This is a genomic window from Acidovorax sp. Leaf191 (genome assembly GCF_001424425.1).
Taxonomy (GTDB): domain Bacteria; phylum Pseudomonadota; class Gammaproteobacteria; order Burkholderiales; family Burkholderiaceae_C; genus Acidovorax.
The window spans coordinates 295,209-314,678 of sequence record NZ_LMPT01000018.1 but is presented as its reverse complement, the minus strand read 5'-3'; the positions used below and the strand labels follow the sequence as shown (position 1 = coordinate 314,678).

Genomic DNA, 19,470 nt, shown 5'->3' with positions numbered 1-19,470 from the left:
GGTGCAACGCGCCACCCGCACCACCCGCAGCGCATGCCACTGGCGCGGCCAAAGCCAGTGCCCCCCGCGCAAGGGCCGCCCCGGGCGCGGGCGCGAGCGCGGATGCGGCGCTTCGCTGGTGTGCTCTGAACATCCCCCTCCAGAATCGCGCAGCGAATCTAGAGAGGCGGGAGACGCGCGCAGCGCTTCAGAGGGTGCTATTGCGCTTCAGGACTTGCCCTTGCGCTGCAGGCCTTCCAGGGCATTCAAGTCCACTTGCGACATGTAGCCCTGCAGTTCCTTCACGCCCACCTTGTCGCCTTCGAGGCTGACCACCAGGCCGTTCTTCAGGATGGCCTTGAACTCCGCATGGCTGCCGTCCTTCTGGTAGCGCGTGTGCAGCGTGCGGCCGCCTTCCTGCCAGGTCTTTTCAGCGCTGGACGGGTCTTCCTTTTCGCCCTGGGCCATGCCCATCGCCATCGCGGCCATCTGGCCCAGGCCGCCCACGTCCACGATCTCCAGGCGCACCTGCTTTTCGTCGCTGCCGTACTGCGCACGGGCCTGGCTGGTGGGCAGGCCCAGCGCTGCGCCGTCCTGCACGTCGAAACCCGTGCGGGGCAGGCCCGCCAGCTTCTCGGGCAGCGCGGCCTTGAGCGACTGCGCGGCCACCACCTGGCCGCCGCCCAGGGCGCCCGCAGCCGCCGCAGCAGCCTGTTGGCCCGCGGCAGCGATGGCGGCCGGGTCCTGGCTCTTTTGCGCTTCTTCCATCTTGCGCGCGGCCTCTTCCATCTTCTTGCCCGCGGCCTCCAGCCCGGCTGTATCGATGGACACCTTGCCGCCCGCGGTCTCCATGGTGATGGCAGAGCCTGCCGCACCCCCCATCAACGCCCCGCCACGCGGCATGAAGATCGAGCTGACCGCACCGATGATCACGCCCACCACGATCGCCGCCACGATGACCACCACGGTGTAGACCACCGATTTTTCGGGCAGGTTCTTCATCAGCACCGGCAGGCCGGTGTAGAGCAGGTAGATGGAATACAGCGAAGCCACCAGCATCAACACGGACAGCGACGGCAGCAGGCTGAAGATGCCGCCCAGCAGCGCGGCGGTGCTGGCGTACACCGCCACTTTCTGGGCCTGGATGGGGTTCTTCTGCCCGCCGAACGTGGGGGCCAGCGCATCGATGATGAGGCCCAGCACGAAAATGCCCACGAGGCTGAGCACGTACGACACCACCATGTTCGCCAGCCCGGCGAGAAACGGCACGCGGATGGTGACGCCGAACCCACCGAACCCGATCAGCGACATACCGATGAACCCGCAGACCGCCGGAATGGCCGCCAGGATCATCGCGTAGCGGGTGAACAGCGTGGCGACGTCGGTGGACTCCGTGTCGATGGCGACCCAGGTCTCCTTGGGTTGCAAAAGAATGCTCTTGGCGCGTTCGATCAGGTTCATGGTGCCCTCCCGGCAGTGAAAGGCCTGCAGAAGGCTGCAGGCCGGCGAAAGATGCGGACGATACGGAAAAAACGCGTGGATGGGGCCGGTGTGTAGCAGCCCCCGCGGCTATAACCGTGGAATATGCACGGTTTTAGCGAGCGAGGCCAGTGGCTGCTTTCGGGAAGGGTGCCCACTGTCGACTCAGGGCCCTGAGCAGCCCGTGGGTCTAACTCCCCAGAGCGGCCATACATTCACTCTACAGTCGCTTCCATGACCAACCCTGAGTACCGCGCAGCTGTCTTCGCAGCAACTGCCAAGGATTACACCGCTGCCAGAGCAGGTTTCAACAAGCTGATTGCTCAATCGCGAGAGGCAGGCGACAACGAGTCTTTGGGCTTCTTTCTACACAACCTTGGTGAAATGGAGGCTCGTGCTGGGTGCTATGACAAAGCGCACGAGCTGTATCGGGAAGCGGCTTTGATTGATCCGCTAAGTCCGCAACCTCTGCTGTTCTATGCGCAGAGTTTGATTAGTGCATTTGAAATGTCAAATTTGGCGGAGAGCGTGCTTCAAGAAGCCGAGCAACGTCTCACTTCACCAGACTTTGATACCTCGCGAGAGCTCCCACGCTCCTACTACTTGCGCCAGTTTGAACTACTTCGCGAAGAGATCTGCCGTGCGGCGCGGGACCCCTGAGCATCAGTAGCTGACCACGAGCACGAACTGTAATCAGGCACCACCGCGGGCGCGTCCAGGCCTATTGCACGGGAGATTTTCGGCGCAATTACCCCTCAGAGAAACGATAGAGACGCGTTCCCGCTGCGTGCCACTTAACCCCAACGTTAGCCCATGATCGACCGCCCCCCATCCGAGATTGCTGAAGAATGGCTCCATGCCTGGCGCGAATCAAACACGCCAGCAAGTGGCCCCGGCGTTGGCGACTCCAGTTTGGACTGGGAGTTGCCGCGCGACTTCCCCGAGCTTGCATGGACCTGCATCCTCCTGATACTGGAGCAAATCGGTCGTCCAGACGAAGACCGGCGCTTTTCAGTTCTGGCTGCGGATCCTTTGGAAGAACTGATGAATCTTCACGGCGAAGCGTTCATTGACCGAGCTGTCGGACAGGCACAACTCGATCCTCGGTTTGCGCTGCTGCTTGGTGGTGTGTGGCGGAGCGAGATCGCCGAGTCCGTGTGGGAGCGTATGGGTGCTGTTGCAACGCGGGGGTGGTAGTGAGATCTACCGAGTCGTTTGACGCTGACGCCCGATTGCTAAAGTCCACGAGGGGTGCACTCCTTCGGGCAAATTTGGCATTGAATGTCCGCTTTCGATAAGCGCCATCGGCGGCTCCTGGCCGATCCCAGTCATCGGTTCAGGCCGCTTGTCCAAACCATTCAGCCTGTACTCCCGCGCAGCGCAGGAGAGTCAAAACACAACCCATTCAAGTCCCGAAATTCTCACCCCGTCTGCCGCAGCGTATCCACCGTATCGTGCAAATGCTGCGTCCACACATGGCGGTCGCGCCCCTCGGGCTGCTGGATCTCGCCGTAGTGCACCACCGCTTCGATCGGCGGTGCGCTGAGCGTGCGCCAGATGGAGCCGACCAGGGTCTCGTCGCCGATATAGCTGGGCGCAAAACTTGTTGCGCCCGTCGCCTTGTCGGCAAAGCGCAGGCCCACGGGCTGCACCGGCGCCTGGGCGGCGACGGCGGCCTGGATGAGGTTGGCGTGGAAGGGCAGCATGTCGCGGCCATCGCCCGTGGTGCCTTCGGGGAACACGGCCAGCACCTCGCCGCGCCCAAGTGCGTCCTGCATGGACTTGACCATGCGCAGCGCGTCGCGGCGCGAGCCGCGCTCGATGTACAGGGTGCCGGCCGCGGTGGCCAGGGTGCCGATCAGCGGCCAACCCTGCACGTCGGACTTGGAGACGAAGCGGCAGTGCCGCCCGGCGTGCATCACCGGAATGTCGAGCCACGAGATGTGGTTGGCCACCAGCAGCACCGGCCCCGCCACCGGCGGCTGGCCCACGACGCGCAGGCGGATGCCCAGCCGGGCCAGCAGCTGCAGCGACCACGCCTGCACATGCGCGTGCTGCTGGTCCTCGGACAGTGCCGGAAAGCGCAGCGCCACGATCCACAGCCCCTTGGCAATGTGGCCCAGCAGACGCAGCAAGCGCCAGCCGGCGCGCAGATGCCTCATGCCAATGGTCCGTATCGATCCATCCGTACGGACCGGCCCTGCAGCGGTCGCCCAATCAGCATGCCCGGCACGCCAGGCACGACTGGCGCGGCCGACGACCGTTCCACCATGGAACCGGCTTTCCCGGGCCAAGGGTGGCGTCCCCTTGGGTGCATGGCGTGAAGCGGCACAGGGGGGCTACCGATCAAACGCGACTTGTCCGCCCACGAGCGTCATGCGCACGCGGCCCGGCAGCTCGTAGCCGGAGAACGGCGTGTGCTTGCCCTGGCTGCGCAGCGCGTTGCCCTGCACGACCCAGGCGGCGCCGGGGTCCAGGATGCACAGGTCGCCCACGCCGCCCTCCACGATCTGGCCCACGCTGGCCTGCAGCGTGCCCAGGGCAGAACCCAGCACGCGGGCGGGCTCAGAGGTGACCACGGCCAGCGCGCGCGCGAGCGGCACGCCGCTGTCCTGCGACCACTTGAGCGCCAGCGACAGCAGCAGCTCCAGGCCGGTGGCGCCGGGCTCGGCTTCGGCGAACGGCAGGGTCTTGGCGTCTTCGTCCACCGGTGTGTGGTCGGACACCAGCGCATCGATGGTGCCGTCCAGCAGGGCGGCGTTCAGTGCATCGCGGTCGCGCTGCTGGCGCAGCGGCGGCGACAGGCGCGCGCGGCTGTCGAAGAAGCCGATGTCGGCGTCGGTGAGGTGCAGCGAGTTGATGCTGACGTCGGCCGTGACCTTCAGGCCGTCGGCCTTGGCGCGGCGCAGCAGCTCCACGCCGGCCGCGCTGCTGATGCGGCACAGGTGCACATGCGCGCCGGTGGTCTTGAGCAGTTCGAAGATGGTGTGCAGCGCGATCGTCTCGGCCGCCACGGGCACGCCCGAGAGGCCCAGGCGGGTAGCCAGCGGGCCGCTGGCGGCCACGCCCTTGCCCAGATGCATCTCCTGCGGGCGCAGCCACACGGTGTAGCCGTAGGTGGCCGCGTACTGCAGCGCGCGCTGCAGCACCTGCGTGCTGGCCAGCGGCACCTCGGCCTGGCCGAAGCCCACGCAGCCGGACTCGGTCAGCTCGGCCATTTCGGTCAGCACTTCGCCCGCGAGGTTGCGGGTGAGCGCGCCCAGCGGGAACAGCCGCGACTGGTGCAGCTTCTCGGCGCGGAACTTGAGCATCTCCACCAGCCCCGGCTCGTCGAGCACGGGGTCGGTATCGGGCGGGCACACCAGGCTGGTCACACCCCCGGCCACGGCGGCGGCCATCTCGGATTCGAGCATGCCTTCGTGCTCATACCCCGGCTCGCGCAAGCGCGCCGCCAGGTCCACCAACCCGGGCAGCACGATGCAGCCCGCCGCATCGATCACCCGGTTGGGCGCGAACTCGGGCGGCACGCGGTTCACCCCCACGATGCGGCCCGCCGCCAGCGCAATGTCACAGGTCTGGTCGAACCCCGAGGCAGGGTCGATCACACGGCCGTTCTGGATCAGGATTTTCATGATTTCAAGCCAAATGGGCCGCTACCGCTTGATAGACAAGCGCCAGCAGCTACAAAAAACATAGCAATTGCATTACATGCAACCATGCCCGCCATCGCATGCACCGCAGCAGTACCAACGCCAGTGCCCCCGTGGAACCGGCTTCGCCGGGCCACCGGGGGCGTCCCCCCTTGGGGGGAAGACGCGAAGCGGCTCAGGGGGGTCACGCTTCATTTCCGGCAACGATCGACATCACCGCCATGCGCACCGCGATGCCAAAAGTCACCTGCGGCAGGATCACGCTCTGCTTGCCGTCCACCACTGCGGAGTCGATCTCCACGCCGCGGTTGATGGGCCCCGGGTGCATCACGATGGCGTCGGGCTTGGCCAGTTGCAGGCGCTCCTGCGTGAGGCCGAAGCTCTTGAAGTACTCCTGGCTGGACGGCAGCAGCGCGCCGCTCATGCGCTCGTTCTGCAGGCGCAGCGTGATGATCACGTCGGCGTCCTTGATGCCTTCTTCGAGCGTGTGGCACACGCGCACGCCCATCTGCGACATGTCGGACGGCACCAGCGTGCGCGGGCCCACCACGCGCACCTCGGGGCAGCCCAGCGTGGTCAGGCCGTGGATGTCCGAGCGCGCCACGCGCGAGTGCAGCACGTCGCCCACGATGGCCACGGTGAGGTTGCTGAAATCTTTTTTGTAGTGCCGGATGGTGTACATGTCCAGCAGCCCCTGCGTGGGGTGGGCATGCCGGCCGTCGCCCGCGTTGATCACGTGCACATGCGGCGCCACGTGCTGGGCAATCAGGTACGGCGCGCCCGACTCGCTGTGCCGCACCACGAACAAATCGGCCGCCATGGCCGAGAGGTTGGCGATGGTGTCGAGCAGCGACTCGCCCTTGCTGGCCGAGCTGCGCGCGATGTCCAGGTTGATCACGTCCGCCGACAGGCGCTTGGCCGCGATCTCGAACGTGGTGCGCGTGCGCGTGCTGTTCTCGAAGAACAGGTTGAACACGCTCTTGCCGCGCAGCAGCGGCACCTTCTTGACCTCGCGGTCGTTGACGGAGACGAAGTTGGCCGCCGTGTCGAGGATGTGCGTGACGATGTCGCGCGGCAGCCCTTCGATGGACAGCAGGTGGATGAGTTCGCCGTTGCCGTTGAGTTGGGGGTTGCGCTTCTTCAGCACGGTCAGGCCTCTTTGACTTGGAAATGGAAGGTGCCGCTGTCGTCACGCGCCAGGGCCAGCGACTGCGATGCGGGCAGCGCCACGCGCGCGGCGGCGAAGTCGGCCTGCACCGGCAGCTCGCGCCCGCCGCGGTCCACCAGCACGGCCAGGCGCACGCTGGCGGGGCGGCCGTAGTCGAACAATTCGTTGAGCACGGCGCGGATGGTGCGCCCGGTGTAGAGCACGTCGTCGAGCACCAGCACGTCGGCGCCGTTCACGTCGAACGGCAGCGTGGTCTGCGCGCTGGCGGCCAGGCCGCGCTGGGCAAAATCGTCGCGGTGCATGGCCGACGACAGCACGCCGGCGGGGCCTTCGAGGCCCAGGTCCTTTTGCAGGCGCTCGGCCAGCCAGGCACCGCCGGAGGCGATGCCCACCAGGCGCGTGGTGCCGGTGTGCATGCTGCGCACGCCGCGCAGAAGCTCGCGGTACAGGGCCTCGGCATCGAGCACGAGGCTCCCCGCGATGGAGGGGGTCGGGGTGGTCATGGGAGGGTCCTCAAAAACTGTTCCAGGATGATGCAGGCCGAGGCGGCATCGGCGTCCTTGGCGCCACCGGCGATGGCCTCGGTGGTGCTGTAGCGTTCGTCCACCTCGAACACCGAAAGGCCGAAGCGTCCGCGCAGCTGGCGGCCGAATTTGAGCGCGCGCGCGGTGTTCTCGTGGCTGGCGCCGTCGGGGTGGTAGGGCACGCCGATCACCAGGGCGTCGGGCTGCCACTCCTTGATGCGCTCGGCCACATGGGCAAAGCGGGCGTCGCCCTCGGCCTGGATGGTGCGCTGGGGTGTCGCGCTGCGAAGCATGCGGTTGCCGGTGGCCACGCCCGTGCGCTTGAGGCCGAAGTCAAAAGCTAAAAAGGTCTGGAAATGCGCGGGAACGGCGGGTTGCTCGGGGGGCTCGTGGTGAACGGGCGCAACGGTCATGCGTGCCCCGCCTCGGGCGACAGCATCCAGGCCTTGAGGCCCAGCAGCGCCAGGGCCCGGTCGTAGCGCTCGGGCACGGGGGTGTCGAAGATCACCGACAGGTCGGCCGCCACGGTGAGCCAGGCGTTCTCGGCCAGCTCGGTCTCGAGCTGCCCTTCGCCCCAGGACGAATAGCCCAGCGTGATCAGCACGCGGCGGGGGCCCGCACCGGTGGAGAGGGCTTCGAGCACGTCTTTGGAAGTGGTCATCTCCAGGCCGCCCGGAATGGTCATGGTGGAGGCGTACACGGATTCATCCGCCTCGGCACTCTCGAACAGCATGGGCTCGTGCAGCACGAAGCCGCGCTCGGTCTGTACCGGGCCGCCCTGGAACACGGGCTCTTGGGTCAGGTCTTCGCGCCGCAGGGACAGATCGACCTTGTCGAACAGGCCCTTCAGGGTGATGTCGGTGGGCTTGTTGATGATGAGGCCCAGCGCACCGCGTTCGCTGTGCTCGCACAGGTAGACCACACTGCGCGCGAAAGACTCATCCTCCAGGCCGGGCATCGCGATCAGGAAGTGATGCGTCAGGTTGATGGGCGCAGAATCGGAGGACATTCCGCAATTTTAACGGTGAACATGCAGCCCCCTTCGGCGCCCTCCTATTCAAGCGGGCTGGTCTGGTTTCGGCGCGATCTGCGCACCGAGGACCAGGCCGCCCTGTACCACGCCCTCACCCAGTGCCAGCAGGTGCACTGCGCCTTTGTCTTCGACACCGATATCCTCGATGCGCTGCCCCGCACGGACCGGCGGGTGGAGTTCATCCGCGAGACGCTGGTGGAGCTGGACGCCGCCCTGCGCACCCTGTCAGGGCACGATCATGGCGGGCTCATCGTGGTGCACCACGCCGCGGCAGCCGATGCGGTGCCGGACCTGGCCGCCGCGCTGGACGTTGAGGCCGTGTACACCAACCATGACGACGAACCGCAGGCCATCGCGCGGGACGCCTCCGTCCGCACCCGGCTGGCGGCCCAGGGCCGTGCACTGCACACCTTCAAGGACCACACGGTCTTCGAGCGCAGCGAGGTGATGACGCAGGCGGGCCACCCCTACAGCGTGTTCACGCCGTACAAGAACGCGTGGCTCAAGAAGGTGGATGCGTTCTACCTGAGCAGCTACCCGGTGGAGCGGCACGCCGCGCGGCTGGCGCCCCGGCCAGCGGGCCACCGCAGGCCCGTGCCCACGCTGGCGGCGCTGGGCTTCGAGCCCGCGGGCCTGGCGCAGTTGAAGATCCCCACCGGCAGCCAGGGCGCCCACCAGTTGCTGGCGGACTTTATAGAGCGCATCGACAAGTATGAGGACACGCGCAACTTCCCGGCCGTCAAGGGCCCAAGCTACCTGAGCGTGCACCTGCGCTTTGGCACCATATCGCCCCGCCTGCTGGCCCGCACCGCCCACGAGCGCGCCAGCCAAGGCAGCCCCGGCGCTGCCACCTGGCTGAGCGAGCTGATCTGGCGGGACTTCTACTTTCAGATCCTGTACCACCACCCCCACGTGGTGACCGATAGCTTCAAGCCCGCCTACGACGCCATCGCGTGGGAGACCGGGCCCGAGGCCGATGCCTTGTTCGCGGCCTGGTGCGAGGGCCGCACCGGCTACCCGCTGGTGGACGCCGCCATGGCGCAGATCAACCAGACGGGCTACATGCACAACCGGCTGCGCATGGTGGTGGCCAGCTTTCTGGTCAAGGACCTGGGGCTGGACTGGCGCCGGGGCGAGGCCTACTTTGCGCTGCAGCTGAACGACTTCGACCTGTCGGCCAACAACGGCGGCTGGCAGTGGGCCAGCTCGAGCGGCTGCGATGCGCAGCCCTACTTTCGCATCTTCAACCCGGTGAGCCAAAGCGAGAAGTTCGACCCCGAGGGCAAGTTCATCCGCCGCTACCTGCCCCAGCTGGCCGGGTTGCCGAACGCGGCGCTGCATGCCCCCTGGAAGGCCAAGCCTCTGGAGCTGCAGAGCGCCGGTGTGCAACTGGGGGGCAACTACCCCCTGCCCATCGTGGACCATGACACCGCGCGGCAGCAGACGCTGGAGCGGTATGCGGTGGTGAAGGCCAGCGCCTGAGCTTGACCTTCGTACCGAGGGGCGGTCGATGATGCAACACCGTTCGAGCTGAGCCTGTCGAAGCCTTGCGCGGCGCTTCCTCAGGCCCGCCCCCAAGCCCCGTCCTGAGCTCGTGGAATGCTCAGCAGGGACAGGTTCTCGTATTTTCTGGAGGCAAATCGGTATCCGCCACATCGCTCAGACGAGCGGCGTGTTCTCCCGCATGCTCATCCCCGCCACCGTGAGCGAGCCCCCGGCGGCCAGCCGCAGCTTGAGCGACAGGTCAGTGCGGTTGTCCGCATGGGCAATGGCCTCTTCGGCGCTGATCGCGCCGGACTCGGCCAGCGCATACAGTGACTGGTCGAAGCTGCACATGCCCTGCTCCACACCCCGGCTGATTGCCGTCTTGAGCTCGTCGACCTGCCCTTTCTGGATGAGGTCGGCCACGTAGGGCGTGAGCAGCATGACTTCAGTGGCGGGCACCAGGCGGGCCGACACGCCTTTGATGAGCCGCTGCGCAATCACCGCCCGCAGGTTCAGCGAGAGGTCCATCTGCAGTTGCTTGTGCGCATGCTCCGGAAAGAAATTGAGGATGCGCTGCACCGCCTGGTTGGCGTTGTGCGCATGCAGGGTGGACACGCACAGGTGGCCCGACTCGGCGTAGTGCAGCGCATGCTGCATCGTGGCGCGGTCGCGGATCTCGCCGATCATGATCACGTTGGGCGCCTCGCGCATCGCGCGGCGCAGGGCCTCGTCGTAGGAGCGTGTGTCGATGCCGACCTCGCGCTGCGTGATCAGCGATTTCTTGTGCGGGTGCAGGTACTCGATCGGGTCTTCGATGGTGAGGATGTGGCCGGGCGCGTTGGTGTTGCGGTGGTCCAGCAGCGCGGCCAGCGTGGTCGTCTTGCCCGAGCCCGCAGAGCCCACCGTCAGCACCAGGCCACCCTTCAGGAAAGCCAGCTCCTTGAGCACCTTGGGCAGGCCCAGCTCGTCCAGGGTGGCGATCCGCGAGGCCACGTGGCGGATCACCATGCCCACCTGGCCGCGCTGCAGGTGCACGTTGACCCGAAAGCGATCGCCCTCTGCCGTCGCGTACGAGAAGTCGCACTCCATCGTGCTTTCGAACTCATGGCGCTGCGCCTTGCCCATGATCGAATAGGCCATGGTGCGGATGTCCTGCGCAGGCAGCACCTGCTGGCTGATCGGCAGAAAGTCCCCCTGCCGCTTGACGGTGGGCGGCGCCCCCGCCAGCAGGAAGAGGTCCGAGGCCCTTTCCCGCGCCACCAGGGCCAGGCAGGCCAGCAGCCGGCTGTCACCGAACGGTGCGGGTGGGTGGGGCTCGATCACGACATCGGACTCTGAGGGCATGGCACGCTCGAAAAAAAAGGGCGCCTCCAGGGCGCCCGTTGCAGGAACTGTGTGAGAACCGGGCATGCAGCTCCTTCAGGGGGCCGCATGCCGCGGCACACATTCGTTCGTCTCGTCTCGTCTCTATCTCTTTCGTCCACCGATCCGGGCATCTGCTCCTGCAGTGCCCTGGTCAAGCCTCGGCGGCCGCGGCCTCCAGGCGCGCATAGTGCTGGATCAGGCTCAGCAGTTCCTCGTCCGAGTACGGCTTGCCCAGGTAGTGGTTCACGCCCAGCTCCATCGCATGCTCGCGGTGCTTTTCAGCGATCCGCGAGGTGATCATGATGATGGGCAGGTCGCGCAGTGCACCGTCGGCCCGGATGTTGCGCGCCAGGTCGAACCCGTCCATGCGCGGCATTTCGATGTCGGAGAGCACCACGGTCGGCCGCTCCTCCTGCAGGCGTTCGAGCGCCTGCAGGCCATCGGCCGCCAGGGACACCCGGTAGCCTTCGCGCTGCAGCAGGCGCTGCGTGACGCGGCGCACCGTGATCGAATCGTCCACCACCAGCACCAGGGGCACCTGGCTCGGTCCCGCCAGCTGGGGCGACACCACGGCTTTGCCGGCACCCGCACCCGCACCTGCACCTGCACCGGCCGCATCCTGCATGGGTGGCAGGCCGACGCTGGCAGCACGCACCTGGTCGCCGTACACCGTGGACAGCGCCACGGGGTTGTAGATCAGCACCACGGCACCCGAGGCCAGCACCGACATGCCGGCCAGGCCAGGCAGACGGGACAGCTGCGGGCCGAGGTTCTTCACCACGACTTCCTGGTTGCCCAGCACTTCGTCCACGTGCATGGCAATGCGTTGAGCGGCGCTTCGGAAGATCACCACAGGGCGGGTCTTGCCGGCAGGCTCGTGGCTGCGGGCCGAAGCCTGCAGCAGCGCGCCGGACCAGAAGAACGGCAGCTTTTCGGTGCCGTCGTCGAAGGTGCCCGTGCGATAGGCCTCTTCCAGATCCTGCGACGAGGTGCGCCGCACGATCTCGACCACGCTGGCGGGCACGCCAATGGCCAGGTCGCCTGCACGCAGCATCACCACCTGCGTCACCGCCGTGGTCAGTGGCAGCACCATGCGGAACGCAGCGCCCTTGCCGGCTTCGGTCGAGGTCTCGATGCGGCCGCCCAGAGCGTTGATCTCGGCGCGCACCACGTCCATCCCGATGCCCCGGCCCGACAGGCCGGTCACTTCGGATGCTGTGGAGAAACCGGGCATGAAGATCAGGTTGGCGGCATCGGCGTCGCTCAGCTCCACACCGGCTTCCACGATGCCCTGCGCCAGCGCCTTCTCGCGGATGCGGGGCAGGTTCAGGCCTGCGCCGTCGTCGCGGAACTCGACCGACACGTCGTTGCCTTCGTGGTGCAGGTCCACCGTGATGGTGCCGGAGGCCGGCTTGCCCGCCGCCGTGCGCACCTGCGGGTCTTCGATACCGTGGGCGACGCAATTGCGCAGCAAGTGTTCGAACGCAGGCGTCATGCGGTCCAGCACGCCGCGGTCCATTTCGATGGAGCCGCCGGTGATGTCGAGCTTGATCTGCTTGCCGGTCTCCTTGGAGGCCTGACGCACCACGGCGTACAGGCGTTCTGCAATGCCTTCGAACTCCACCATGCGGGTGCGCAGCAGGTCGCGCTGCAGCTCGCGGGCCTGGCGGCCCTGGGCGATCAGATCGTCTTCGGCGCCTTCCATGGCGCGCTGCAGGTTGCGCTGCACGGTGGCCACGTCGTTCACCGATTCGGCCATCATGCGGGTGAGTTCCTGCACGCGGGTGAAGCGGTCGAACTCCAGCGGGTCGAACCCGGCAGCGGAGTCCTTGGACAGCGCCAGGCGCGATTGCATCTGCGACTCGGCCTGCACTTCGATGTCACGCAGCTGCTGGCGCAGCCTGTCCAGGTTGCCCGACAGGTCGGTGAGCGAACTGCGGAACTGGCCCAGGCGCACATCCAGGCGCGAACGGCTGATCATGACCTCGCCCGCCTGGTTGACCAGGCGGTCCAGCAGCTGCGCGCGCACGCGCACCGACTGGTTGGCGGCCACGCGCAAGGGCGCCAGTTGGGACGGGCCGGGCAGCCGGGCTGCAGGCACGCCCGCTTGCGCAGGCGCTGTGGCTGCCGGAGCGGCTGCATCGCCAGCGGCGGATACCGCCGGTGCTGCGGCCGCAGCCGGGCCACGTGCGGGCTCGACGGGCAGCGACACCACGGTGTCCGATGCGTTCTGGCCAATCGCGCGCAAGGCTTCGAAGTTGGCCTGCAGGCCGTCGAAACTGCCCTGCAGCGGCTCGATCTGGTCGGACGTGACGGTCTCGGCATCGAGGTGTTCGATGGCCGATTCCAGCCTGTGCGCCATTTCGCCCAGGCGCATGGCACCGGCCAGGCGCGAGCTGCCCTTGAGGGTGTGCAGTGCGCGGAGCACCTCGCTGCGTGCGCCCAGGTTGTCGGGGCGGGACGCCCACTGGCGCAGTGCACCACCCAGCTGGGGCAGCAGTTCAGCAGCCTCTTCCTCGAAGATCGGGAACAGGTCGGGGTCGATGACGTCGATGGCGTCGATATCGTCGTCCACGTCCGACGACAAGGCGACGGCGTGGGCGATGGCATCGTCGACCAACTGGTCCTGGTCGTGGGCCACCACCGACAGGGCCGGGGCCACATGGCCCTGCGGCACGATCAGCGGCGCGGGGTCGAGCGTCGACTCGGCAAACGACTGGGGTTCTTCGGCCTCTTCGGGCACGGCGGGCGCCTGTGCCACGGCAGGTGGCGCGGGCTCTGGCTCCACGGACTCGGCCGCGAACGCATCCACCAGGTCTTCCTCGGGCGGCGTGAGGGTGTTCTCGACCTCGGTCTCGAGGATCTGGCGCAGTTGCTCCAGCACTTCCTGGCTGGGCTCCTTCAGGAACCCCGCAGCGAACTGGTGCAGCAGGCGGCGAATGTCTTCCGCCGCAGCCATGAAGGCCTGGGCCTGCTCCTGCGTGCCGCCGGACTGGAACTGCACATGCTGCAGCGCATGTTCCAGGGTGCGGGCCATTTCGGACAGGCCGGTGAAACCCACGGTGGCGGAACTGCCGGCGAGCGAGTGCGACAACGCCACCGCGTTGTCGGGCAGCGGCTCGTGCAGCTCCAGCGACCATTCCTGCAGACCCGTCACCAGGCGGCGCGACCATTCGTCGGCTTCGTTCAGGTAGACGTTGTACAGCGGGATCGGAATGCGCAGCGTGTCGATGACCTTGACGGCGTCATCGTTGGCGGAGTCGTCCAGTTGCAGGGGCTCGTCCAGCTCGGCCGCGGCAGGCGCTGGTGCTTGCAGTTCTGCATCGGGCACCTCGTCGGCCACCAAGGCCACGGGCGACTCCACGGGAGCCTCCACAGAGGCTTCCGGGAGTTCGGCTGGCAGCAAAGCCTCGGGCTCCGGCTCGCCGGCGTCCAGCAGTTTTTCCAGCTCCGCAAATTCCTGGGCTTCCAGGAATTCGACTTCCTCCACCGACTCCAGGGGCGGCAGGGCGGGCGGCGCATCGGCCTCCTGAACGGGCATCTCGGCAGCCGGTTCGGCAGCCAGAGACAGCGCATCGTCGGCGCGCGGCTCGGCGGCGGCCACGGGCTCAAGGTCGGGCAGTTCGAGGTCCAGCACGAAGTCCACACTGGACGTATCCAGCGCGGCAGGTGCCTCGCCACCAGGCGCGGATTCGTTCAGCGCAGCGCTGAAGACCGAGAAGTCGATGTCCTCGGCCACTTCGGGCACTGCAGCGATTTCTTCGGGCCCGTGCTCCGCGATCTCCGTGGCCTCGAAGTCGGGAATCGTGAATTCTTCTTCGACCGCCAGAGCGGCTTCTTCGGCCACGGGCTCGGGCAACACCGGTGGCAGATCGGCCACCAGCGGCTGCGCTTCGGGAGCCGCCAGTTCGGGCTCTGCGGGCACCAGCTCGGGCTCGGCGGCGGCAGGGGCCACCGAACCGTCGGCAGACGGGAGCGCCAGCGGCAGCAGCGTGCCATCCAGGCGCATCGCATCGGCCGACTTGCGGAAGGGTTCAGGCTCCCAGCCTGCATGCCGTCCGGCCGCGATGTCGTCTGCCCAGCGGCTGAAGGCCTGCAAGGAATCCGACGACAGCTGGAGCAACTCGGGCTGCATGGGCTTTTGCTCGGCCAGCCAGGCGTTGAGCAGTTGCTCCATCGACCAGGCGGCTTCGCCGAAGTCGTTGAGCCCGACCATGCGCGAGCTGCCCTTGAGCGTGTGGAAAGCACGCCGCAGCGTGGTCTGCTCGCTCAGGTTGCCGGGTTCGTCGCGCAGCAGGTCGATGGCGGCAAGGCCGTTGACCACCACTTCACGCGCTTCTTCGAGGAACACCTCGAGCAGTTCGTCTTCGATGGCGGGCGCTTCGCGCAGGGTGATCGTGGGGGCGGGAGCGGCAGCGGGTGCTGCGGCACCGGCACCCAGGTCCGGTGCGTCGAAGGATATTTCGGGGGCCAGGGCCGGTTCCTCGGCCGGAGCGGCCGCGGGGAAATCCGGCAGCTCCTGCAAGGAGCCGAAGTCGGTCGGTGCGCTGATCGGCTCCTGCACCGGAAAGCGCGGCAGCACGTCGGGCACCGGAATCGCAGAGCGCTCTTCCAGCTTGGCCGGCGACTCTTCCACGGCGTCCGATGCACGGGGACGGGCCTTGCCCATGAGGATGCGCAGCTCGCCCAAGTCCTCGTCGTACACGAACAGCTTGCGTGCCATGGTGCGCTGGTAGCTGAGCATGTCGATCAGGAAGCCCAACGCGCCCAGGCTGTTGCCCAGCTTCTCGAAGACGCCCTGGCGCTCGGCCTCGGGCACTTCGTTGATCAACAGGCGCTCGACCATGTCGCGCATGCGCACGACGGCCAGCGAGGCCTGGTCCAGGCCCAGCACCGACAGCACACCGCGCATTTGCGCCAGATGGCCGGGCACCGCGGCCAGAATGGCCGTGTCCTGGGGGTTGCGGAAGAACTGGTCGAGCGCCTTTTCGGCCTCGCCCAGGGTGGCCCGCAACTCGTCCACCACGCTGCCCATGGTCTGGTTGTCGCTGACCCTGCGGTACAGCTCTTCCATCCATTGTTCTAGCGGCTCCGGCTGCGCACCGGCGCCGACGGCGTCCAGGCGCTCCGCCAGGCGGGTGGCGCGCACGCCCATCTGCTCGTCGCCAGCGTCCAGTTCTTCGAAAGCAGCCTGCAGATACAGCACCGAGGTGGCGACTTCCATCGCCAGGGCGGCCGACGGTGGCTCGCCCGAACGGGTGGTGGATTCGACCACGCGCGTGAGCGCCTGGGCCAGGTTCTCGCTGCCGGGGTGCAGCTTGCGCAAGGAATCGCACACGAGGCTGAACTGGTCCGCCGCGGGCTTGAGCTTGTTGCGGTCACCGCCGGCCAGGCCGGACCAGGTTTCCGTGGCTGCAGCGATGCGCTTACGGGCCTGCGCCAGCACGGCAGGGTCGAAGCGGCCGAAGCGGGGCGTGTCGTAGTCGACCGGCTTGAATCGGTCCAGCGAGAACGCCTGGCGCACGGCGCGCAGCGAAGGCACCTGGTCCAGCGTTCCTTCGGCCGGCTTGGCCTGGGAACAGAAGAACAGCAGGTCCTGAACCAGGCGGTCGGCGATGGTGGTGTCGCCCTTGGCCAGCGTCGCGTACTGCATCAGCACGCGGGACGCCACGCGTTTCACATACACGTCAGGGGGCAGCAGGCCCGTGCCGAATGCTTCGAAGAAGCCGGCGCAGATCTTCCAGAAGGCGCGGGACTGGCGGTCCGGCTGGGCAGCGACGAACCCGAGGCAGGTATCGCGCAGGCTGATCGCCGCCTTGATGTCGCCCGACTTGACGATGCGCAGCACCGCGGAATCCAGGCGCGCGCGGGCTTCGGGCCCATAGGGCAGCGGCGGCACGGACACGGTGCCTTCCGGCTCGCGGAAACGGCGCTCCACGGGCCACAGGTCTGCGGGGTGCACGCGGTCGGCCCCGGCCAGGGCCTGGGCCTCGCGGTATTGCGGGAACAGCGCCACCGGCGAGGCAGGCTTGCCCGCCAGCACCGTCTCCAGGTATTCGATCAGGGCGAAGCTGGCGCGCTCGATCACGGCCGCAGCTTCGTCGCTGCAGGTCTCGGGGCGCTGCACGAACTTCTGGACGGCAGACTCCATCGACCGCAGCACCAGCGCCGGCGGGCCCATGCCCACCATTTCCAGCGCGCCGCACGCCTGGTGCAGTTGCTGGCGCGCTATGCGCAGAGAGCCCGCGTCCAGCGCGGCCAGATCCGACTCCCGGGCCACTTCGGCATCGCGCACGAAGCGGCGCATGGCCTTGACCGCACCGTCCAGCGATTTGCGCAGTTCATCCAGCACCCAGGCCAAAGGTCCCAGGTCCTGGTCCCCTTGGGACCAGTCTGCGGCCGGTGCATTGTTGACATCCATAGATGACATGTATTCGTCCCCGGCCGCTATGAGCCAGCTGATTGATGACTAACTGCTGACGCGTCAGGCGATCTTGAACCGTGCCACCGATTGGCGCAGTTCTTCGGCCATGTGCGACAGTTCGCGCACCTGCTGTGCGGTGGTCCGGGTACCTTCACCGGTTTGCTCGGTCACCGCGAAAATGTGCTGGATGTTGTCGGCCACTTCGTTGGCCAGCACGGCTTCGCGGGATGTCGAAGACGAAATCTGCTCAATCAGTTCAGCAAGGCGGCGCGACACGCGGTCGATTTCGGTCAGTGCGGTACCGGCGCTGTCGGACAGTCGGGCCCCTTCCACCACACCCTGCGTGGAGCGCTCCATAGCGGCCACGGCATCCTGCGTGTCGGTCTGAATGGCCTTCACCAGCGCCGAGATCTGGCGCGTGGCGTCTGCGGAACGTTCAGCCAGTCGCTGCACTTCTTCTGCCACCACCGAGAAGCCGCGACCGGCTTCACCAGCGGACGCTGCCTGGATGGCAGCGTTCAGGGCCAGAACGTTCGTCTGTTCGGTAATGTCGGAAATCAGCTCGGTGATTTCACCGATCTCCTGCGACGATTCGCCCAGGCGCTTGATCCGCTTGGAGGTGTCCTGGATCTGGTCGCGGATGGAGTTCATACCGCCAATGGCGTTCTGCACGGCCTGCAGACCGGAGTCGGCAGCTTGCAGCGACTGGCGGGCCACCGTGGCGGACTCTTGCGCCTGTGTGGACACTTCGTTGATTCGGGTCGCCATGTCCAGAACGGAGCGGCCGGTTTCACGAATTTCGCGCAGCTGCTCGGTCGAGGCGGCGAGCAGTTCGGTCGAGGTGCTGTCCACCTGGGCGGTCGTTTGTGCCACGCGGGTCGCCGTGTTCTGCACGCTGCCCACCAGCTGGCGCAGTTCTTCCACCGTGTAGTTCACCGAGTCGGCAATGGCGCCCGTGATGTCTTCGGTCACGGTCGCTTCCTGGGTCAGGTCACCTTCAGCGACCGACTGCAGTTCGTTCATCAAACGCAAAATGGCGGCCTGGTTGGCGTCGTTGACGCGCTTGGCTTCCTGCTCCTGGCGCTTGGCGTCCTTTTGCTGCGATTCGGCAGCGGCCTGGCGGCCCCGGCTGTCCAGCAGTTGCACGCGCGAGATGCCCACGCCGCAAAGAATCACGAACAGGCCGGCGAGGGCCAGGGCTGCCAGTTGGCCGCCGCCCACACCGGTTTGTGCGGACAGCTTGGACTGCAGGCCTTCCAGCTGGCGGCGCAGGGGTTCGCTGTCGGCAATGATGGCGGACTGGGCTTCACGCGCAGACACCAGGCCTTGCAGGTTGCCCAGGATGGCGCTGGCTTGCGTGCGGGTTTGTTCGTACAGCTTGATCAGCGACTCGAGTTGCTCGCGGGTCTGGGCGTCCTTCGTGGCGGCCAGGCGCAGTTCGGGGCTGCCGTCCAGCAGGCCCTGGGCGATTTCCTTGAACGAGTTCAAGTCCTTGCCCAGCAGGAACACGGCCTCGGGGCTCACGCCTTCCATGGTCTGGAATTCGTTGGCGGACTTGCCGATACGCTGGGTCAGCATCACCAGCTGGCCGGCGGCGGAGATTTCAGCGGCGGGCGCGTTCTGCTGCAGCTTGAGCGACGACACCGTTTCGGCGATTTCCAGCAGGTCGGAGGACTGGCGGTTGATGGTGCGCAGAGCGTCACCCACCTGGGTCAGGATCTTTTGCTGGCCCATCACCACGCTGGCGTTGCGCTCTGCGCGTTCCATCAGCGGGTTCACGGCATCGAGGTCCGGCTTGTAGGGCTCGCCCAGCGATTGCACGCCCAGTTCGTTGTCGCCAGCGTTCAGGCCGCGCACGTTGCGCGCCAGCACGCCCGAGCTTTCCACCACGTCGGGGAAGGCCTGGGGGCTACCCACCAGCGCCTGCGACACCGACTTGGCCAGACGCTGCGACTGCATCAGCGATTGGCCGGTCGCGGCCAGTTGCTGTGCGGAGCGGTCGGCTTGCTGCAGCACCCAGAAGGCAATGGCACCCAGCACCAGCACGCCCACGCCCAGCAGGGCCAGCAGCCGGCGCTGGTGGGCCGCGGCCGTCGCGCGGCCCAGGATGGGCAGGGAGATCAGGTCTTCCTCGACGTCTGCAGCCGAAAGCTCCGGCGCGTAGCCGTCAGGGTCGCCCTGCACGCTGTTCATGGCTTCGGCCTGGTACGCATCGCGCAGTTGCGCGCCGTCCAGCGAACCCGTGGCCAGGAGATCCTGCCCATCGTCGGCAGTGCCCGCCGTCGCGCCGTTGTCCGGCGTGGCAGGTTTCCGGTTGAACAGTTTTCCAAATTGATTGACGACGGACATGGTGCAGCCTTACA

General features: G+C 67.0%; 13 protein-coding genes. 3 read left to right on the top strand and 10 right to left on the bottom strand.

Going from position 1 to position 19,470, the window contains the following annotated elements; all coding sequences use genetic code 11:
• Window positions 1–207: 207 nt before the first annotated feature.
• Window positions 208–1,440 carry a Yip1 family protein gene (locus ASG27_RS13075; RefSeq protein ID WP_056417738.1) on the bottom strand — a complete coding sequence of 411 codons (1,233 nt, stop codon included), beginning with the start codon at window positions 1,438–1,440 and terminating at the stop codon, window positions 208–210.
• A gap of 252 nt (window positions 1,441–1,692) precedes the next feature.
• Between ASG27_RS13075 and ASG27_RS26745 the strand changes: the two genes are divergently transcribed.
• Together ASG27_RS26745 and ASG27_RS26740 are read left to right on the top strand one after the other, a co-directional pair.
• A complete protein-coding gene (locus tag ASG27_RS26745) occupies window positions 1,693–2,118 on the top strand; it encodes a tetratricopeptide repeat protein (RefSeq protein WP_156370731.1) in 426 nt (141 codons plus the stop codon).
• A gap of 153 nt (window positions 2,119–2,271) precedes the next feature.
• Entirely contained in the window at window positions 2,272–2,655 is a 384-nt protein-coding gene (locus ASG27_RS26740; RefSeq protein ID WP_156370729.1) for a DUF6869 domain-containing protein, read from the top strand.
• A 224-nt stretch (window positions 2,656–2,879) separates the two neighbouring features.
• Here ASG27_RS26740 and ASG27_RS13070 read toward each other — a convergent pair whose 3' ends face one another.
• The 6 genes from ASG27_RS13070 to ASG27_RS13045 all read right to left on the bottom strand — a co-directional run bounded on the left by ASG27_RS13070 (window position 2,880) and on the right by ASG27_RS13045 (window position 7,809).
• Complete coding sequence (locus tag ASG27_RS13070) at window positions 2,880–3,620, bottom strand: lysophospholipid acyltransferase family protein (RefSeq protein WP_056417735.1); 741 nt, start codon at window positions 3,618–3,620, stop codon at window positions 2,880–2,882.
• A 177-nt stretch (window positions 3,621–3,797) separates the two neighbouring features.
• Window positions 3,798–5,090 (bottom strand): dihydroorotase, encoded by a 1,293-nt coding sequence (locus ASG27_RS13065; protein ID WP_056417731.1) that lies wholly within the window; start codon window positions 5,088–5,090, stop codon window positions 3,798–3,800.
• Window positions 5,091–5,292: 202 nt separating this feature from the next.
• Window positions 5,293–6,255: an aspartate carbamoyltransferase catalytic subunit gene (locus ASG27_RS13060; protein WP_056167520.1), complete on the bottom strand. Its 963-nt coding sequence runs from the start codon at window positions 6,253–6,255 to the stop codon at window positions 5,293–5,295.
• A gap of 2 nt (window positions 6,256–6,257) precedes the next feature.
• Window positions 6,258–6,779: a bifunctional pyr operon transcriptional regulator/uracil phosphoribosyltransferase PyrR gene (gene pyrR, locus ASG27_RS13055; protein ID WP_056417728.1), complete on the bottom strand. Its 522-nt coding sequence runs from the start codon at window positions 6,777–6,779 to the stop codon at window positions 6,258–6,260.
• Window positions 6,776–7,213 carry a Holliday junction resolvase RuvX gene (gene ruvX, locus ASG27_RS13050; RefSeq protein WP_056167514.1) on the bottom strand — a complete coding sequence of 146 codons (438 nt, stop codon included), beginning with the start codon at window positions 7,211–7,213 and terminating at the stop codon, window positions 6,776–6,778. Before ruvX ends, pyrR begins: the two co-directional genes overlap by 4 nt.
• A complete protein-coding gene (locus ASG27_RS13045; protein WP_056167512.1) occupies window positions 7,210–7,809 on the bottom strand; it encodes a YqgE/AlgH family protein in 600 nt (199 codons plus the stop codon). The genes ruvX and ASG27_RS13045 overlap by 4 nt, the downstream gene beginning before the upstream one ends.
• 21 nt (window positions 7,810–7,830) lie before the next feature.
• On the opposite strand from ASG27_RS13045, the gene ASG27_RS13040 reads away from it, so the two are divergent.
• Window positions 7,831–9,315, top strand: a complete 1,485-nt coding sequence (locus ASG27_RS13040) for a cryptochrome/photolyase family protein (protein ID WP_056417727.1) — start codon at window positions 7,831–7,833, stop codon at window positions 9,313–9,315.
• 177 nt (window positions 9,316–9,492) lie between these two features.
• Here the strand turns inward: ASG27_RS13040 and ASG27_RS13035 are convergent, their stop codons facing one another.
• The 3 genes from ASG27_RS13035 to ASG27_RS13025 form a co-directional block, all read right to left on the bottom strand.
• Complete coding sequence (locus ASG27_RS13035) at window positions 9,493–10,662, bottom strand: PilT/PilU family type 4a pilus ATPase (protein ID WP_082485979.1); 1,170 nt, start codon at window positions 10,660–10,662, stop codon at window positions 9,493–9,495.
• Between the two features lie 172 nt (window positions 10,663–10,834).
• Window positions 10,835–17,113 (bottom strand): Hpt domain-containing protein, encoded by a 6,279-nt coding sequence (locus ASG27_RS13030; RefSeq protein WP_056417723.1) that lies wholly within the window; start codon window positions 17,111–17,113, stop codon window positions 10,835–10,837.
• A gap of 54 nt (window positions 17,114–17,167) precedes the next feature.
• Window positions 17,168–19,456, bottom strand: coding sequence for a methyl-accepting chemotaxis protein (locus ASG27_RS13025; RefSeq protein WP_056417721.1), 2,289 nt, complete (start codon window positions 19,454–19,456; stop codon window positions 17,168–17,170).
• Between the last annotated feature and the right edge of the window lie 14 nt (window positions 19,457–19,470).

Excerpts from the sequence above, each read along its gene's own strand:
- pyrR (WP_056417728.1), bottom strand. The coding sequence starts at position 6,779 with ATGACCACCCCGACCCCCTCCATCGCGGGGAGCCTCGTGCTCGATGCC.
- ASG27_RS13070 (WP_056417735.1), bottom strand. The coding sequence starts at position 3,620 with ATGAGGCATCTGCGCGCCGGCTGGCGCTTGCTGCGTCTGCTGGGCCAC.
- ASG27_RS26740 (WP_156370729.1), top strand. The coding sequence starts at position 2,272 with ATGATCGACCGCCCCCCATCCGAGATTGCTGAAGAATGGCTCCATGCC.
- ASG27_RS26745 (WP_156370731.1), top strand. The coding sequence starts at position 1,693 with ATGACCAACCCTGAGTACCGCGCAGCTGTCTTCGCAGCAACTGCCAAG.
- ASG27_RS13040 (WP_056417727.1), top strand. The coding sequence starts at position 7,831 with ATGCAGCCCCCTTCGGCGCCCTCCTATTCAAGCGGGCTGGTCTGGTTT.
- ruvX (WP_056167514.1), bottom strand. The coding sequence starts at position 7,213 with ATGACCGTTGCGCCCGTTCACCACGAGCCCCCCGAGCAACCCGCCGTT.
- ASG27_RS13030 (WP_056417723.1), bottom strand. The coding sequence starts at position 17,113 with ATGTCATCTATGGATGTCAACAATGCACCGGCCGCAGACTGGTCCCAA.
- ASG27_RS13045 (WP_056167512.1), bottom strand. The coding sequence starts at position 7,809 with ATGTCCTCCGATTCTGCGCCCATCAACCTGACGCATCACTTCCTGATC.
- ASG27_RS13035 (WP_082485979.1), bottom strand. The coding sequence starts at position 10,662 with ATGCCCTCAGAGTCCGATGTCGTGATCGAGCCCCACCCACCCGCACCG.
- ASG27_RS13025 (WP_056417721.1), bottom strand. The coding sequence starts at position 19,456 with ATGTCCGTCGTCAATCAATTTGGAAAACTGTTCAACCGGAAACCTGCC.
- ASG27_RS13075 (WP_056417738.1), bottom strand. The coding sequence starts at position 1,440 with ATGAACCTGATCGAACGCGCCAAGAGCATTCTTTTGCAACCCAAGGAG.
- ASG27_RS13065 (WP_056417731.1), bottom strand. The coding sequence starts at position 5,090 with ATGAAAATCCTGATCCAGAACGGCCGTGTGATCGACCCTGCCTCGGGG.